Here is a 15,372-nt window from a genome sequence, read left to right as displayed (position 1 = left end):
TAACGCTAAATTAGAGTTGTACCGGTATAAATATTTGGTGATAATCATCAAGTTTATAGTAAAGTTTTTCACTATCTGTAGAAAAGAGTGAGAAGAGTTGTCTCATGGTTGTTTTTCTAGTAAAGGGAAGAATATGTACAAAATCTTCACGTTTCCTAAGTACTTTTAATGGGTTCTCGCTCTCTTCTATTACCTTAATGCTTTTTGAGAAAATTTTTGCAAGGTTATTGTAGTGCTCTATAGTCTGTTCTTTTTCACCTTGATGTTCATCCATATAGTTATAGATATCTATGTTAAATGTCATCTGCTCAGAGATATCAAAAATTGTAGCTGATATCTTCTCTAGGTCTCTATTATCTGATAAAATTAGTGCTGAATCTTTGACACTTGAGAACTTCTTATTAGCAAATTTCAAAACGGGGACATGTGCCTCATACAAAGCATTTCTTACATAAAAATCTTTAAACATATTCTTTGATACAATAACTAAACCTACATGGTGTGATTTAACATCATTTAAAAAACCATTTTTTAAATCTATACTTGCATAGTCTATATCTACAACAACATTAACACTTCGAAAGCTTTTTATAAATTGTAAAATCTCTATGTTGGATGGATTAACAACTTTTATCACTAAATCGTGCTTAAACATTTTATGAGTATACACTGAACTACGTACTAAATCTTTAACATTGGAGTGTTTCTCTATATTCATATCTATATAGAGTAATAAGTTTGTTCCAAATGGTTCTGGAAACTGTCCAAGTTCGCGTTTAATAGAGCGATATACTGATTTTAAAACTGCTGGTGCGCCAATAAGCACAAGCAAATCATTTGGCTGTATCATTCTTCTATATGAGGGCATAATGAGTTTTCTATTTCTATATATAGCCACAATTCGCCAATTTTTTTGCTCAATAACTCCTATATGACGATAAACGAAAGAGCTGCCAAATGGAACTAAAACTTCCATAATTTCACCCTCGCCTAGGCCGACATTTTGAGCGATAACAGGTACATTAGGAAGATAATCTAAAAAACGCGATGCTAAAAGCTCATTAGCACTTATGAGCACTATATTTGCATCTTCATTTTGCATTTTCCATTGGTTTAAAACTATTAAGCGTAATTGTTTTTTTATAGTTCTAATATTTTTTATAGTATTTTCAACGTCAATTTGATGGTTCATAATGATAAAAACTTGAATAAATTCCATCTTAAGAAGGTTGGATAGTTTATAAAGACTAGTGGGATCAAATTCATAAAATTTAAAACGAGCAGGATTAATATTTTCAGGCTCTTTTTGTTTTGTTTGAACTACATAATATATATTTTCACTAGTATATGTCTCATTTACTCTTTTAATAAAATGATCACCAATAGCTCCATCACTTATAATTAATATTTTTTTCATAAAAAGTTTCTACTTATCTCTTTGCATCACATCAGATGCCTTGACCCAGATCTCTTTTTTAGATGGTCCCCAAACTTTATCTATAAAGTAGCCTGTTACTTTTACCCAAGAGTCTGTTTTTTGATTTGATGTAAAAGATGTTCTCTTTTCCCATTTACCAATTTTATTTCCATCTATTGCATCATAGATATCAGCATCTTTATTTAAGCGAAAAGCACTTGGAGTAAAAACAATTATTTTAGCATCTTTTTTTTGAGCTGTTTGCATCTTTACATTTTTTTGTTTTTCTTGCTTATATTTCTCTTTCATCTCTAAATCTGGAAATTTATTTTCATCCTCATTTGTTTGGATTTTAAAACAATTATTACTATTTTCACTACTAATATTATTTTCATTCATTGATAAAAGTAGATTTTTATTTTCAATCTCTTTGGTTTTTAATGCTTTTGTGGCTTCTTTTAGCCTTTTTTTCAAACTATCTATCTCATTTCTAAATTCTTTCTCTTTTTTAGAAAAATTACTGTAAAGTTTAAGCTCATCTTGGAGTATAATATTTTTTTGTGTTTCATCTTTTAGTTTCAGACTACATAAGTCTAGCTCATCTTGACACTTCACATAATCACTTCTTAGTTTAGAAATATCTTTTACAATTGATTCTATTCTCTGTATCTCATCTGCGTTTATAGTACTAAATGCCATTATTAATAATATTGCTATATATTTCATTCTAAACCTTTTTAAGTAATTTAACACCCATCTCGACATGATGAGTATATGGAAACTGATCAAAAATCGCCATGTCAACTATATCGTGTGTTTTATTTAATATCTCTAAATCTCGAACTAAAGTCTCCGGATTACACGATATATAAAGAATATGCTCATATCGCGATGCAAACTGGCATGAATACTCATCCATTCCACTTCTTGGTGGATCAACAAATATACTATTTATATTGTAACTATTTATATCTATCTCTTTCATACGTCTAAACTCACGAACACCATCAAGTGCCCCTACAAACTCTTCAACACTCATTCTCACAAACTCTATATTTTCTACTGCATTTAGTTTCATATTCTCTTTAGCTGCGTTTATAGATGATTTTGATATCTCTGTAGCTAAAACCTTATCAAATTTCTTACTAAATGGAATAGTGAAATTTCCCGCACCGCAGTAAAGCTCTAATAAATCACCACTAGCTGATGAAAACTTATCTAGTGCCCATGCTATCATCTGTTCATTAACTCGTGGATTTGGTTGTGTAAAGCTATTTTCTATATGGTTAAACAGGTACTCTTTCTCACCAATAACTAGTTTCTCTCTTATATAATCCTGTCCTATTACAACCTTTTGCTTGCGAGAACGCCCTATAATAAAGATATTTAACTCTTTTGCCATCTCTGTAGCAATAATCTGCCACTCTTCATCTAGTCGTCTGTGATACAAAAGCGAGACTACTATCTCTCCATCACTAGAACTTAAAAAGTCTACCCCAAAAAGTTTAAAACCTATTTCTCTCTCTTTTATACTTTTTAATAATTTTGGCATTAAAGCTGATATGTGAGTATTTACCTGAGGACACTCATCAACTAGGACAACACCCTTTTGCTCTATATGATTCATTCCATAAAATATATCATCATCTTTGTGCCAAAGCTTGAATTCGCTACGTGAACGGTAGTGTGACTCAGGTGATTTAAATGTAGTTATCTCTCCACTATAAAAGCTTGAAAACCTTTCTTTGTTGAGTTCTAACTTATCCTTTAGTTGCATTTCATAACTACTATCGTAGATGCGACATGCTCCACATTCACCAAAATATTTACAATCCAATTTTTTTCCTAAATTTTTATTTTATAGAAGCTATTAAGTTGCCTATTAAAAGGTTCCACCCATCTATAAGAACAAATACTAATATCTTAAATGGTAGAGATATCATAACTGGAGGGAGCATCATCATACCCATAGACATTAAGATAGAAGCTACAACCATATCTATAACAAGAAATGGTAAAAATATTAAAAAACCTATCTCAAACGCTGTTTTAAGCTCACTTATAACAAATGCTGGGATTACAATAGAAAGAGGCACTTCTGCTACACTTTGAGGGTTTTGCATCTTTCTTATTCTAAAAAAGAGTGCTAAATCTTTCTCTCTAGTGTTTCTAATCATAAAACTTTTAAAAGGGAGTGTTGTTTTTGTAAACGCCTCTTCATAGCCTATCTCTTCGGCTATATAGGGCTTAATACCAGCTTCATATGCCTTCACGCCAACAGGTTCCATAACAAAAAAGGTAAGTATCATTGCGAGCATAACAAGAAGCTGCGTTGGAGGGACTTGCTGGGTTCCAAGAGCCTGGCGTAAAAAACCAAATACAATTACAAACCTTGTAAAAGTAGTCATTACAAGAACCATTGAAGGCGCTAAAAAAAGAAGTGTTAGCACTACTAATACATTTAGTGAAGATACTAATTGGCCTGGAGTATCTGGAGCTGAGAGCTCAAAGTTCATGGTTGGGATAGTTACACTCTCAGCACCTATTAGAAGTGATGAGAAAGATAGAAAAAAGAGTGCAATCTTCAGCATTACTTCTTAAATGCCTTATCTAAAACCGATGAGTCAGCTTTGGTCTGCTTCTCATTTTTCTTACCAAAAAAGTGTAACTCAACACGGCGATTTTTTTCTCGTCCACCCTCTGTAGCATTTGTTGCCACAGGTTTAAACTCGGCAAATCCAGAAGCGCTTATACGCTTTGGTTCAACGCCATCAAGAAGTAGCTCATGTAAAACAGATATTGCGCGTGCAGTTGAGAGTTCCCAGTTATCTTTAAATGGACTACTCTTACTTGGTCCCGAATCATCTGTATGACCTTGAACACTTACATCCATATCATTTGGCAACTCTTCAATTATTAGCGCAATTCGTTTTAAAAACAGAAGTGCATCTTGATTTTCAATCGTTGCACTGCCTGGCTTAAATAGGAGTGCAGCCGGGAGTTCTATAACAAAACCTTCTTGTGCTTCTTCAACTGTAATTGTAGGTCCTTGAGACTCTTCCATCATCTCATTTGCATCAGCAGCAGCTTGTTCTACTCTATTTACAGTTTCACTTGTCTCTTCTTGAGACTCTATAGGTGTTGACTCTTGAATACGTTGTTTAGAAATCTCTGTCTTTGTTCCACCCTCTAAAACACTCATCGCACCTGAGAGAGAACCTATAGCTTCAGAAACTTTTTTTGCATCCATGCTACTCATAGAAAGGAGTAAAACGAAGAAACATAGAAGAAGAGACATCAAGTCTCCAAACGCGGCTAGCCAAGCTGGTAGACACTCTTCACACTCAGGACATTTATTTTTTGCCATTATCTACTCGTCTAGTCAAACTGACTAATACGCTCACTTGGAGCTAAATAAGCAAGTAGTTTTGCCTCTAAAACCCTTGGAGCATCACCTGACTGAATTGACATAATTCCTGAGACAATCATCTCTTTAACCATAGTCTCTTCATCATTTCTAATTGATAAAATATTATAAATTGGTGTACCAAAAATATTACCAATCATTGCACCATACATTGTAGTAAGGAGTGCAACTGCCATTGATGGACCAATCGCTGATGGATCGGCCATGTTTAGAAGCATTGCAACTAGACCAATAAGCGTACCAACCATACCCATCGCACCGGCTAGTCCTGCCCACTGATTAAAGATGGCGCCATGAAGTTTATGACGTGTACTGGTCTGCTCCATATCAATCTCAAGAAGCTCACGAATAGTATCTGGCTCACTTCCATCTATTGCCATAGAGAGGCCTTTTTTTAAAAAAGCGTTCTCTTCATCGTTGACATCACCCTCTAAGGCTAAGATTCCATCTTTTCTAGCTTTTGTGGCAAATTCTACAAGTTTTTTGATGAGTTCGCCAATATCCTCTTCGCCAGGTTTAATAGCCTTCATAAAAACTTTAGTAAAAGCCTTCATATGCACAGGCTTAAACGAGATCATCAATGCCCCGATACTACCACCAACAACAATTAAAACTGATGGAATATCAATATAAGCACCGACACCAACACCCATCGTCATAGCCCCAAGAAGGAGAACCATGATTAAAACTATACCAATGACCGTACCTAAATCCATTCAAAAACCTTATAGAAATTTATAATTGGCTTATAATACCACAATAATTATTAGTATATTAGTAATCCAAATATGTTTGGAGAAGTTTTTCCATATAAATATGGCCTTTGAGCTTCAAACCAGTAACGTTACCCTCTTCATACAAAACTCTATTATCCATCAGGTCGTATGAGAGGCTTCCCTCTTTTGTGACAAGTCCAAAGCCATTTTTCACCATTATATACGCACTCTCTTTGTATTCCTCACAAAACAGATCTCTACTCCAATCAAACTTTTCATGTGAGATATTTAGCTGAGATAAAAGCGTGGCTGCTATATCTCTTTGAGAGACTATGGTATCGATATTTTTACCTCTATACTCTTCTTTAATAACATCACCAAAGAAGAACATTGGGACATTGTGCCACTTTCTGTCCGACCTGCTCCATGCTTTTGGTGTATGGTGAGAATGGTCTGCTACAAATATAAAAAGAGTATTTTTATACCACGACTCTTTTTTAGCACTCTTTATAAACTCTCCAACAGACTTGTCAGTGTAATGAACCGAGTTTATATAGCCTCTATCTGAGCCACCCCATTCAAAGACATCTTCCATAGGCTGATCATAGGGAGAATGCGAGCTTAGAGTAAAAGTTGAGCTAAAAAATGGCTCTTTTAATTTAGAAGTCTTCTCTTTTAAGTACTCAAGCATATATCCATCATGGTAACCAAGTACTCCTTCTTTATCTGAAGACATTTCTATATCACTATTCTCCTCTATTATGTCGAAACCATTTCCATACATATATGAGGTTAAATTTCCATAACGCAGCTGTCCACCAAAAAGAAACATAGTCTCATAGCCATTCGCTTTTAGACTCTGGGTTAAAAATGGAAACTTATAAAATTTAGCAGGAAGATTTGTCACATAAGTTCCTGCTATTGCTGGCCACCCTGAAAGTACCGAGGGAAGCCCTTCATGAGACAAGGTTGCGCTCGAGTAAGCATTGGTAAATAAAATGCCTTCTTTTGACATCTCCATCAAGTTTGGCACCACTTTTTGGTACTCTTTTTCTCTTATAAAGTCTCCTGCTAAACTCTCCCACATTACTAACACTACATTTGGCTTGTTTGTATTGAGTATGCGTTTACTCACGCACTCAGAGTTCATAGCCATTAGTTCTTTTAATATTTTTTGCTTAGTATCTTCGTCATATTCAAATTTGTATTTGTTAATGCCATCAATAATGGACTGATTTTCCGTAATGCTATGAATAAAGTTATAAACCGTACTAATCGCAGCATCATTGTAGACTTTATGAGTTGAGAAGTAAACGCTACTTTGCGAGATTGGAATTTCTTTGTAACCTCCACGAGCGCCTAGAAAAATAATCCAAGGCATAAACAAAAACATTACTAAAAAGGCTTTAAAATTTCCTTTTCTTATGTATGGTCTCTCTTTAACATAGATCTTTTTAATTATTTTAAAAAAGAATGCTAAAACTACCATAAGTATGAGTGTTAAAATAACAGTATATATAATTGGATTTGAAGCTATTATCTCATCTGGATGCTTGAGGTATGTAAAGATTTTAAAAGTAGGCTTCTCTTCCCACTCATTATAAATCCCCAGCTCAGCGATATAAATAAAACTTGAAAGCGTTATAACTAATGTTGTGTAAAGATATAAAAGAGGCTGTAAAAATGAAAACTTAAAAAGTGAGTTGAGTGTTATAAATAACCAAGGGATAACTATTAAAATAGATGCTGTAGCGATATCCAGACTTATGGCATTATAGTAAATGAGAAGTGACTCTCTCAATGGTTCAGACGCCACTTGAAGTTTATCCCAATAGTAAACTATAAAGACAGTTCTAAAAACTTCTATAAAAAACAAAAAAACAAAAAAATGCTTCAGTAACAACCAAAGTGAAGCCGTTATTTCATTTTTAAAACTATTTCTCATACGTAAAACCTCTAAAGTAGAGCTCGAAAACCCCTAATATTATAAACGCCATTATAATATAAAATGTATTTTTAAATCATATATGTGTATAATATAAAACTAAAATTTCAGGACGCTTACCAAATATGACAGATATTCTATATAAAAACCCAAGTAAAAGTGCGTACCTGATTATTCTCTTTTTAGCCTTTACATCTACCATATACAATGCATATCTATCAATTCATGGTGATGAAGCTTACTACTGGATGTGGAGTCATGACCTCCATACTGGCTACTATGATCATCCACCTATGATAGCCTATATGATTTACTTTACTAACTTCATATCAGAAGACGTATGGGGTGTTAGGCTTGTAAATATCTTTTCAATGAGCATTACGTCTTTTTACATATTTAAGCTAACAAAACTACTGAGTGATGAAAAAACAGCGCTCAACGCCGTTATAATTTTCTCATCAGTTTTGCTTACACACGCTGGTTATATATTTGCAACGCCGGACACGCCACTTAATCTTTTTTGGACGCTTTCGCTCTACTACTCTTACAAGGCAATATTTGAGGGAAAACTTCAAGACTATATTTTAACGGGACTGTTCTTAGGTCTTATGATGATAAGTAAGTACTCTTCCATCTTGCTAGTAGCCGCAATTGTAATTTTTATGCTTACAAAAAGACGAGAACTATTTTTAGAGCCAAAAATGTATCTCTCAATAGCTATCTCCTTAGTTATGATAACGCCTATGTTATATTGGAACTATCAAAACGATTGGATAAGTTTTCTTTTTCAAATAGACCATGGCTCTAGCGATGATTTTCATATTCAACCATGGCTTATATTGGAGTTTATCTCGGCGCAATTTGGCGTTTACACTCCCGTTTTTGCATGGATACTATTTTTCTATCTCATTAAAGATAGACTCTATTTCAGGGATGAGAAGCTCTATTTTGTCGCTCTTAGCGTTAGCGTTATATTACTGTTTTTTCTTTACAAAAGTTTTTATGTCAGTATGGCTCCAAACTATGGTGCGCCCGCTTATATAGGTGGAACCGTACTTTTAGCGATAATATTTTCAAAGTATGAACTCAAAAAGAGTTTTAAAGTCGGTCTTATCATTGCGCTCTTCTTTACTATTTTAGTACGGATTGCGATGATAACGCATCTTGATGAACTCCAGCGTTTTATGTATAAAACGCAAGAAGTTGTAAAGCAGTTTTCCACTCATATGAGAGAGGGAGATAAAATCTATGGCGCACACCTTACAACTGCGGCATATCTGAAGTTTTATCTTCCAAATCATCCAGATACCGATGTAGGGATTCCATCAAGATATTCGTACTATGACATGGTTAGAGGAGATGATTATCTCCAAGATGGTTTAGTACTTTGTAGAAATAACAAACGAGATAAACTACTCAAGCAAAACTTTAAAAACGTAGAGCTTATAGATACGTATGTCGTAATTCCAGATAAACGCGTCTTTTATACTTACAGAGTCTCTGAGCCTATAAAGAAGAGTACTAAATGAAAGATATTTTAACCCTACTAAGACCCCATCAGTACGTCAAAAACATATTTATTTTTGCGCCTCTTATTTTCGCGTTTAACTTTACTGAAGATTCTATATACAGCTCATTTGTAGCGTTTGCTCTTTTTTCTTTAATTGCTAGTAGCGTCTATGTCATTAATGATTATATAGACATAGAAGAGGATAAAAAACATCCAACAAAGATGAATCGTCCTCTTGCTAGTGGAGCTATTTCAAAAAAGAGCGCGCTTACTCTCTTTTTTATTTTATCTACACTCACTTTAGTTATGGCGTTTATCTTTTCACCCAATCTCTTTTATGTACTTCTGACTTACTTCGCTTTAAACATCGCTTATACGCTTAAATTGAAACATATTGCCATAGTAGATATTTTCATAATCGCTACGGGTTTTGTTTTGAGACTTTTTGCAGGTTCACAAGTGACAAATACGCCTCTTTCCATGTGGATAATCATCATCACGTTTTTACTCGCAATCTTTTTAGCGCTTGCTAAACGCAGAGACGACGTACTACTTTCACTCTCAGGAAAAGAGACTAGAAAAAACATAGATGGATACAATCTAGAGTTTGTAAACGCGGCTATGGTTTTAATGAGTGGCGTTGTAATACTAAGCTATCTTCAGTACACGGTCTCGCAAGACGTAATAGCAAGAATAGGAAGTGAGTATCTCTACGTCACTACTGTTTTTGTAGTCCTTGCAATACTACGTTATATGCAAATAACATTTGTAGAGCAAGCAAGTGGTAGCCCAACCAAAATAGTTATAAAAGATGCCTTTATCAAAGTGACGCTTCTTCTATGGCTTGTTAGTTTTATAGCTATTGCGAAGTTTTTATGATAGCTTTTCGTTATGTTCTTTTTGCTATCATTTCAACGATAGTAAACCTACTTTTTCAATATCTGAGCTTTGAGCTTTACAGTGGCTTTTTGGCTCTCTATTTAGCAATGTTTGTGGGGACTTTAGCAGGTTTAGTTCTCAAGTACGTTTTAGATAAAAAGTATATCTTTTTTCACACACCCAAAAATAAAAAAGATGATGGAAAAAAGTTTATGCTCTACTCGCTTATGGGAGTTTTTACGACTTTCATATTTTGGGCTTTTGAGATAGTGTTTGATCTCTTCTTTATAGATGAAAACGCGAAATACTTAGGTGCCATTATAGGCCTAAGCATAGGTTATATAGTAAAATACAATCTAGATAAAAAATTTGTTTTTAAGGATTAGTTTTGAGTTTAATTAGCTGGGGAATGTACCCTAAAATTGACAATGAAGTTCATAAACTAACAACTACCGCTGTTCTTAAAGAAACTTTAAACGCAGATAATGAGTTCATCGCATTTGGAAATGGAAGAAGCTATGGCGATAGCGCAATAAACGAAAATATTATCCATGTAAAACCTTATGAGTACTTTTTAGCTTTTGATGAAAATCAAGGAATTCTACACGTTCAAGCCGGAGCGCTACTTAGCGACATACTTGATGCTTACGTATCTCGCGGATGGTTTTTAAAAGTAACGCCAGGAACAAAACTTATCACTGTAGGCGGAGCCATAGCCTCAGACATACATGGAAAAAATCACCACATTGAAGGGTGTTTTAGCGAATGTGTTGTAGAGTTTAGAATAATGCTAGCAAATGGTGAAATACAAACAGCGAAAAAAGGAGATGAACTCTTTTTGGCAACCTGTGGAGGAATGGGCCTCACTGGAGTTATTTTAGACGCTAAAATATCTCTAAAGAGAATCAACTCTCAATTTATTAGACAAACAACCATCAAAACTAAAAATCTCAAAGAGACGTTCGACGCTTTTGAAGAGTATAAACATCTCCCCTACTCTGTAGCTTGGATAGACTGCCTTGCTACTAATGAAGAGATTGGAAAATGTCTCCTAATGGTTGGAGATTTTGCAGATGATGGCGATCTTAGATACAAGGCAAAATCAAAACTCAACATTCCATTTAACTTTCCATCTTTTGCTCTAAATAATTGGAGTGTAAAAGCTTTTAACTGGCTCTATTATAACAAAGCTCCAAATGGCGTTTCAAAGCAGAGAGTTCATTTTGACTCGTTTTTTTATCCACTTGACTCTATTAGAAACTGGAACCGTATTTATGGTAAAAATGGGTTTACTCAGTACCAGTTCATTCTTCCAAAAGAGAGTAGTTTTGAGGGTCTTGAAAAGATTTTAACCAAAATATCCAAGAGTGGAAAAGGCTCATTTTTAGCGGTGCTTAAACTTTATGGCAAAGAGAATGAAAACTATCTCTCTTTCCCAATAGAAGGCTACTCCCTTGCACTTGATTTTAAGATAGAAAAAGGACTTTTTGAGCTTTTAGACGAGCTTGATGAGATAGTTGTTGAGTATGGTGGACGAATCTATCTTACAAAAGACGTAAGAGTTTCTCAAGAGACGTTTGAGAAAGGTTACCCAAAAATAGAAAAATTTAGAGAGTTTCGAGAGAAAAATCAGATGAGTAAAAAATTTCATTCACTACAAAGTAAAAGGTTGAATTTATGAGTTATGTTTTAATAGTTGGAGCAAAAAGTGACATTGCCAAAGAGTTATCTCGCGTTTATTCAAAAAATGGCTATGACCTATACTTGGCTGCAAGAGACGTAAATGAACTTGAAGAGTTTAAAACCGACCTTGAAGTTCGATCAAATATGAATGTAGAGCTAGTTGAACTTGATATTACTCAGTTTGATTCACACCAGAGTATTTATAGCTCTCTTAAAGAGAGACCACTTGGCGTTATAGTAGTCTCTGGATACATGAATGAACAACATGTTGTAGAAAAGGATTGGAGTGAAAGCCTCAACACCATAAACGTAAACTATACGGGTGCCGTTTCACTTTTAAACATAATCGCAAATGATTTTGAGCAGGAAAAACGAGGTTTTATCGTTGGAGTAAGTTCAGTTGCGGGTGATCGTGGTCGTAAAGCGAACTATATTTATGGAAGCGCCAAAGCCGCGTTTAGCACTTATTTGAGTGGTCTTAGAAATAGACTCTTTGAGAGTGGCGTTAGCGTTTTAACGGTAAAACCAGGTTTTGTAGCTACAAAGATGACTGAAAATCTAGACTTACCTGAAAAACTTACTGCACAGCCAAGTGAAGTGGCGCAAGACGTCTTTAAAGCGCAACAATCCGGCAAGGACATACTCTACACAAAATGGATCTGGCGTTACGTGATGCTTATCATTAAACATATTCCAGAGTTTATGTTTAAAAAGATGAGTATATGAGGGAGATTTTAAAAGAGTACGCCAAAGAGACCAAAATAGTTGGTTTCATACTTTTTTTTAAACTCCTAATCATCGCGTTAGTGCCACTTACTGGCGATGAAGCCTATTTTATAAAATGGGCGACACACCTTAGCAGTGGTTATTACGATCACCCTCCTATGGTTGGGTGGCTGATATACCTAATGAGTTTTATAAATGAGAGCCATATCTTTTTTAGACTTTTTTCATTTTTTTCCGCGCTTATCGTAGCGTTTAGCATAGTCAAAATTGCCGAACTTTATATAGAGAAGAAAAAAGCTATATTTTTAGGTCTACTCTTTTTAGCTTCGCCTGTTGATATTTTGATGTCGCTCTTTACAAATGATATACCACTCGTACTTTTTGGAACGCTTGGAACTCAGTTCTTACTCTACTCACTCCATAAAGAAGCTACTATAAAGTATGCGATTTTAGCCGGAGTGTTTCTAGGAGGAGCGTTTTTAAGTAAGTACTTCTCAGCTTTCTTACTTATATCTCTTTTAGTGTTTGTATTTAGCGTTTACAGAACAAGAGCCATCAAGAGCGTACTTATAACAGCGTCCATAATCTTTTTAGCCATTGCTCAAAATCTCTATTTTAACTACAACTGCTGTTGGAACAACATAATGTTCAACTTTTTTGCCAGAACCGAGAGTGAGTATAACTTTGAGACATTTTCAAATTTTCTATTAAACTTTACCTATGTTGTAACGCCGTGGGCGCTTTATTTTTTATACAAATCAAAAAAGAACTTTGTAAACAACGAACTTTTTAAACTCCTAGTTCTTATATTAGGGCTTATGTTTGGTATCTTTTTTCTTGTTTCATTAAAAAATCTTATGGGAATACATTGGTTTGTTCTTTTTATACCTTATATATTTTTACTCTTTAGTTTTTTAGATGACAAGTACCTGCAAAAACTTTTTAAATACAATTCTATTTTTACATACGTACATATCGCCCTTATTTTAGGACTTCTAATGGCTCTTAAAGTCACTCCTTACTCTTACCTCTCTAAGAGTTACTTCTACCCTGACGTTATTCTCTCCGCTGAGAGTGAGAGCGTATGCAGGCAGCTTGATAAATATGAAGATAAAGAGCTCTTTGCACTAGGTTACACAAATGCCTCACTCCTCTCATACTTTTGTAAAAAAGACGTTAACATGCTCTTTAACGACTCTGTATTTGGAAGGTTTGACGACAAACTTATAGATCTCAGAGAGTTAAATCAAAAAGATCTCTATCTCTTTGACAATAGAGAGATTACACAACGTAATGTTGGCGATGTTTGTAAAGCATTCTCAGTTGAGAGTTTCAACATAGAGAACACTCCTTTTTATACAGCAAAATGTATTGGCTTTGATTATGAAAAGTATAAAAAAGAGCATCTTCACCTACAAAGAGAAAGATTTTACGAGATTCCAGAGTGGCTGCCAGTTGGAAAGTGTTACTTTAATGACAGATACTTTAAAGAGCAAGAGTAAATGAAGTTAGCTCTTTTTGATTTTGATGGAACGCTTACTACAAAGGACTCCCTAGAGGAGTTCATTATTTTTGCGGTTGGTAAACGCCACTACTATTTTAAGCTTATCTTTTTTTCTCCAATCTTTTTGCTTTATAAACTAAAAATAATGCACAACTCCTATGCCAAAGAGCTTCTCTTTAGACTCTTTTTTCATAAGATAAAAGAGAGCGACTTTAAGGCTTTGGCAAGCTCTTTCTCAGCAGAAATTCTCAACGCTATTTTAAGAGAAGATATTTACAAAAAGTTTCAAGAGCACAAGCTTAATGGGGATAGAGTTATAGTTGTTTCCGCTTCTATGAGGTGTTGGTTGGAGCCTTGGACAAAGCTAGAGAGCGTTGAGCTTTTATCAACAGAGCTAGAGTTTAAAGACGGAGAATTTAGTGGGCGTTTTTCTACGCTTAACTGCCATGGACAAGAGAAGTTAAATCGTATACAAAAACATCTCAATTTAGATGATTATGAAGAGATATATGCGTATGGAGATAGTAGTGGAGATACACAGATGCTCTCTATTGCCGATAAAAGCATAAAAGTTTAAGTTAATCTTTGTGATTTTAATAAAATTTTAGATAAAATAGACATTCATGAAAAATATAATCAAGTTAATTATTACAATTGCCATTTTTTACTATCTGTTTCAACATATTGATTTTGACACTCTTTGGCAAAGACTCTCAAACAGTCATGGCGGTTGGATATTTGTAGCGCTTCTTATGCAACTCACTTCAACTTACCTAGCGGCATACAGATGGTTTAAAATCTCTCAACTTTTAGTCTTTAAAGAGAAACTCTCATTTTACGTTCAGAGCTATTTTAAAGGAACTTTCTTTAACCAAGTCCTTCCTTCAAGCATTGGTGGCGACGCCGTTCGTATTATTGACTTAACAAGAGAAAATTATGATAAAAAAGATGCTTTTTATGGCGTTTTTGTAGATAGAGTCGTTGGACTTGTTGGGCTTTTAGTTTTAAACCTTATTGCTTCAATTCTATTTTATGGCACATTTGAGCAAGAGTTCTCTCAACTTATTATTTTCATAGCGCTCTCAGGCATTATCGGTTTTGCTTCACTATTTCATTTTCACAGACTCAAGTTTTTAGAAAAATACAAATTTTTAAATCTTTTCAATAGACTAGCAAAACGTTTAAACACACTGTACGCTTCAAGAATGCTGCTAATCAAACATATTAGTATATCTGTTATAGTCCATCTTTTCTCAGTACTGACAATGTACGGGCTCTCTTTGAGTTTAGGATTGGACTTATCTTTTCAAACACTTCTCATAGCTGTTCCACCGGTATTTCTTCTTACTATCGTTCCTCTTTCTCTAGCTGGATGGGGAATTCGTGAGGGTGCTATGATAGGTGTATTTATGCTCGTTGGAGCAGATCAGACTAAAGTACTAGCCATGAGTATACTCTATGGTCTACTTTTGATTATAAGTGCCCTGCCAGGCTCATACTTTTGGATAAAAAGTAAAAAGGCGACATAGTCAGAGTCTTGTTTTTAATTATCTCTTAGAAGACAA

Annotated in this window: 15 protein-coding genes; 8 read left to right on the top strand and 7 right to left on the bottom strand. The window is 34.6% G+C overall.

Features of this window, described 5'->3' with window-relative positions:
- Positions 1-10: 10 nt before the first annotated feature.
- The 7 genes from GJV85_RS06100 to GJV85_RS06070 are packed head-to-tail and all read right to left on the bottom strand — an operon-like array spanning position 11 to position 7,505.
- On the bottom strand, positions 11-1,417 hold the full coding sequence (locus tag GJV85_RS06100) for a COG3400 family protein (protein WP_207562975.1): 1,407 nt from the start codon (positions 1,415-1,417) through the stop codon (positions 11-13).
- 9 nt (positions 1,418-1,426) lie between these two features.
- Positions 1,427-2,143, bottom strand: coding sequence for a hypothetical protein (locus tag GJV85_RS06095; protein WP_207562974.1), 717 nt, complete (start codon positions 2,141-2,143; stop codon positions 1,427-1,429).
- 1 nt (position 2,144) lies between these two features.
- A complete protein-coding gene (gene trmA / locus GJV85_RS06090; protein ID WP_207562973.1) occupies positions 2,145-3,254 on the bottom strand; it encodes a tRNA (uridine(54)-C5)-methyltransferase TrmA in 1,110 nt (369 codons plus the stop codon).
- Between the two features lie 16 nt (positions 3,255-3,270).
- Entirely contained in the window at positions 3,271-4,008 is a 738-nt protein-coding gene (gene fliP / locus GJV85_RS06085) for a flagellar type III secretion system pore protein FliP (protein ID WP_207562972.1), read from the bottom strand.
- Positions 4,008-4,784 (bottom strand): OmpA/MotB family protein, encoded by a 777-nt coding sequence (locus GJV85_RS06080; RefSeq protein WP_207562971.1) that lies wholly within the window; start codon positions 4,782-4,784, stop codon positions 4,008-4,010. The genes fliP and GJV85_RS06080 overlap by 1 nt, the downstream gene beginning before the upstream one ends.
- A gap of 11 nt (positions 4,785-4,795) precedes the next feature.
- On the bottom strand, positions 4,796-5,560 hold the full coding sequence (locus GJV85_RS06075) for a motility protein A (protein WP_207562970.1): 765 nt from the start codon (positions 5,558-5,560) through the stop codon (positions 4,796-4,798).
- A 58-nt stretch (positions 5,561-5,618) separates the two neighbouring features.
- The gene (locus tag GJV85_RS06070) at positions 5,619-7,505 is read right to left on the bottom strand and encodes an LTA synthase family protein (RefSeq protein WP_207562969.1); all 1,887 of its coding nucleotides are present in this window, start codon (positions 7,503-7,505) and stop codon (positions 5,619-5,621) included.
- A 125-nt stretch (positions 7,506-7,630) separates the two neighbouring features.
- Here GJV85_RS06070 and GJV85_RS06065 point away from each other — a divergent pair, with 125 nt between their 5' ends.
- The 8 genes from GJV85_RS06065 to GJV85_RS06030 are packed head-to-tail and all read left to right on the top strand — an operon-like array spanning position 7,631 to position 15,336.
- Positions 7,631-9,034: an ArnT family glycosyltransferase gene (locus GJV85_RS06065; RefSeq protein ID WP_207562968.1), complete on the top strand. Its 1,404-nt coding sequence runs from the start codon at positions 7,631-7,633 to the stop codon at positions 9,032-9,034.
- Positions 9,031-9,894, top strand: coding sequence for a UbiA prenyltransferase family protein (locus tag GJV85_RS06060; RefSeq protein ID WP_207562967.1), 864 nt, complete (start codon positions 9,031-9,033; stop codon positions 9,892-9,894). Before GJV85_RS06065 ends, GJV85_RS06060 begins: the two co-directional genes overlap by 4 nt.
- A complete protein-coding gene (locus tag GJV85_RS06055; protein WP_207562966.1) occupies positions 9,891-10,280 on the top strand; it encodes a GtrA family protein in 390 nt (129 codons plus the stop codon). The genes GJV85_RS06060 and GJV85_RS06055 overlap by 4 nt, the downstream gene beginning before the upstream one ends.
- 2 nt (positions 10,281-10,282) lie before the next feature.
- Positions 10,283-11,575, top strand: coding sequence for an FAD-binding oxidoreductase (locus tag GJV85_RS06050; protein ID WP_242689850.1), 1,293 nt, complete (start codon positions 10,283-10,285; stop codon positions 11,573-11,575).
- The gene (locus GJV85_RS06045; RefSeq protein ID WP_207562965.1) at positions 11,572-12,303 is read left to right on the top strand and encodes an SDR family oxidoreductase; all 732 of its coding nucleotides are present in this window, start codon (positions 11,572-11,574) and stop codon (positions 12,301-12,303) included. The genes GJV85_RS06050 and GJV85_RS06045 overlap by 4 nt, the downstream gene beginning before the upstream one ends.
- Entirely contained in the window at positions 12,300-13,805 is a 1,506-nt protein-coding gene (locus GJV85_RS06040) for an ArnT family glycosyltransferase (protein ID WP_207562964.1), read from the top strand. Before GJV85_RS06045 ends, GJV85_RS06040 begins: the two co-directional genes overlap by 4 nt.
- Positions 13,806-14,384, top strand: a complete 579-nt coding sequence (locus tag GJV85_RS06035) for an HAD family hydrolase (protein ID WP_207562963.1) — start codon at positions 13,806-13,808, stop codon at positions 14,382-14,384.
- A gap of 46 nt (positions 14,385-14,430) precedes the next feature.
- On the top strand, positions 14,431-15,336 hold the full coding sequence (locus GJV85_RS06030; RefSeq protein ID WP_207562962.1) for a lysylphosphatidylglycerol synthase transmembrane domain-containing protein: 906 nt from the start codon (positions 14,431-14,433) through the stop codon (positions 15,334-15,336).
- Positions 15,337-15,372: the final 36 nt, after the last annotated feature.

It is taken from the genome of Sulfurimonas aquatica (assembly GCF_017357825.1).
In the GTDB taxonomy this organism is placed as follows: domain Bacteria; phylum Campylobacterota; class Campylobacteria; order Campylobacterales; family Sulfurimonadaceae; genus Sulfurimonas; species Sulfurimonas aquatica.
This window is presented reverse-complemented; position numbering and strand designations above follow the sequence as displayed.

Coding starts and splice junctions, on each gene's coding strand:
- GJV85_RS06070 (WP_207562969.1), bottom strand. CDS start 7,505: ATGAGAAATAGTTTTAAAAATGAAATAACGGCTTCACTTTGGTTGTTA.
- GJV85_RS06100 (WP_207562975.1), bottom strand. CDS start 1,417: ATGAAAAAAATATTAATTATAAGTGATGGAGCTATTGGTGATCATTTT.
- GJV85_RS06060 (WP_207562967.1), top strand. CDS start 9,031: ATGAAAGATATTTTAACCCTACTAAGACCCCATCAGTACGTCAAAAAC.
- GJV85_RS06045 (WP_207562965.1), top strand. CDS start 11,572: ATGAGTTATGTTTTAATAGTTGGAGCAAAAAGTGACATTGCCAAAGAG.
- GJV85_RS06040 (WP_207562964.1), top strand. CDS start 12,300: ATGAGGGAGATTTTAAAAGAGTACGCCAAAGAGACCAAAATAGTTGGT.
- GJV85_RS06075 (WP_207562970.1), bottom strand. CDS start 5,560: ATGGATTTAGGTACGGTCATTGGTATAGTTTTAATCATGGTTCTCCTT.
- GJV85_RS06080 (WP_207562971.1), bottom strand. CDS start 4,784: ATGGCAAAAAATAAATGTCCTGAGTGTGAAGAGTGTCTACCAGCTTGG.
- GJV85_RS06065 (WP_207562968.1), top strand. CDS start 7,631: ATGACAGATATTCTATATAAAAACCCAAGTAAAAGTGCGTACCTGATT.
- fliP (WP_207562972.1), bottom strand. CDS start 4,008: ATGCTGAAGATTGCACTCTTTTTTCTATCTTTCTCATCACTTCTAATA.
- GJV85_RS06030 (WP_207562962.1), top strand. CDS start 14,431: ATGAAAAATATAATCAAGTTAATTATTACAATTGCCATTTTTTACTAT.
- GJV85_RS06095 (WP_207562974.1), bottom strand. CDS start 2,143: ATGAAATATATAGCAATATTATTAATAATGGCATTTAGTACTATAAAC.
- GJV85_RS06035 (WP_207562963.1), top strand. CDS start 13,806: ATGAAGTTAGCTCTTTTTGATTTTGATGGAACGCTTACTACAAAGGAC.
- GJV85_RS06055 (WP_207562966.1), top strand. CDS start 9,891: ATGATAGCTTTTCGTTATGTTCTTTTTGCTATCATTTCAACGATAGTA.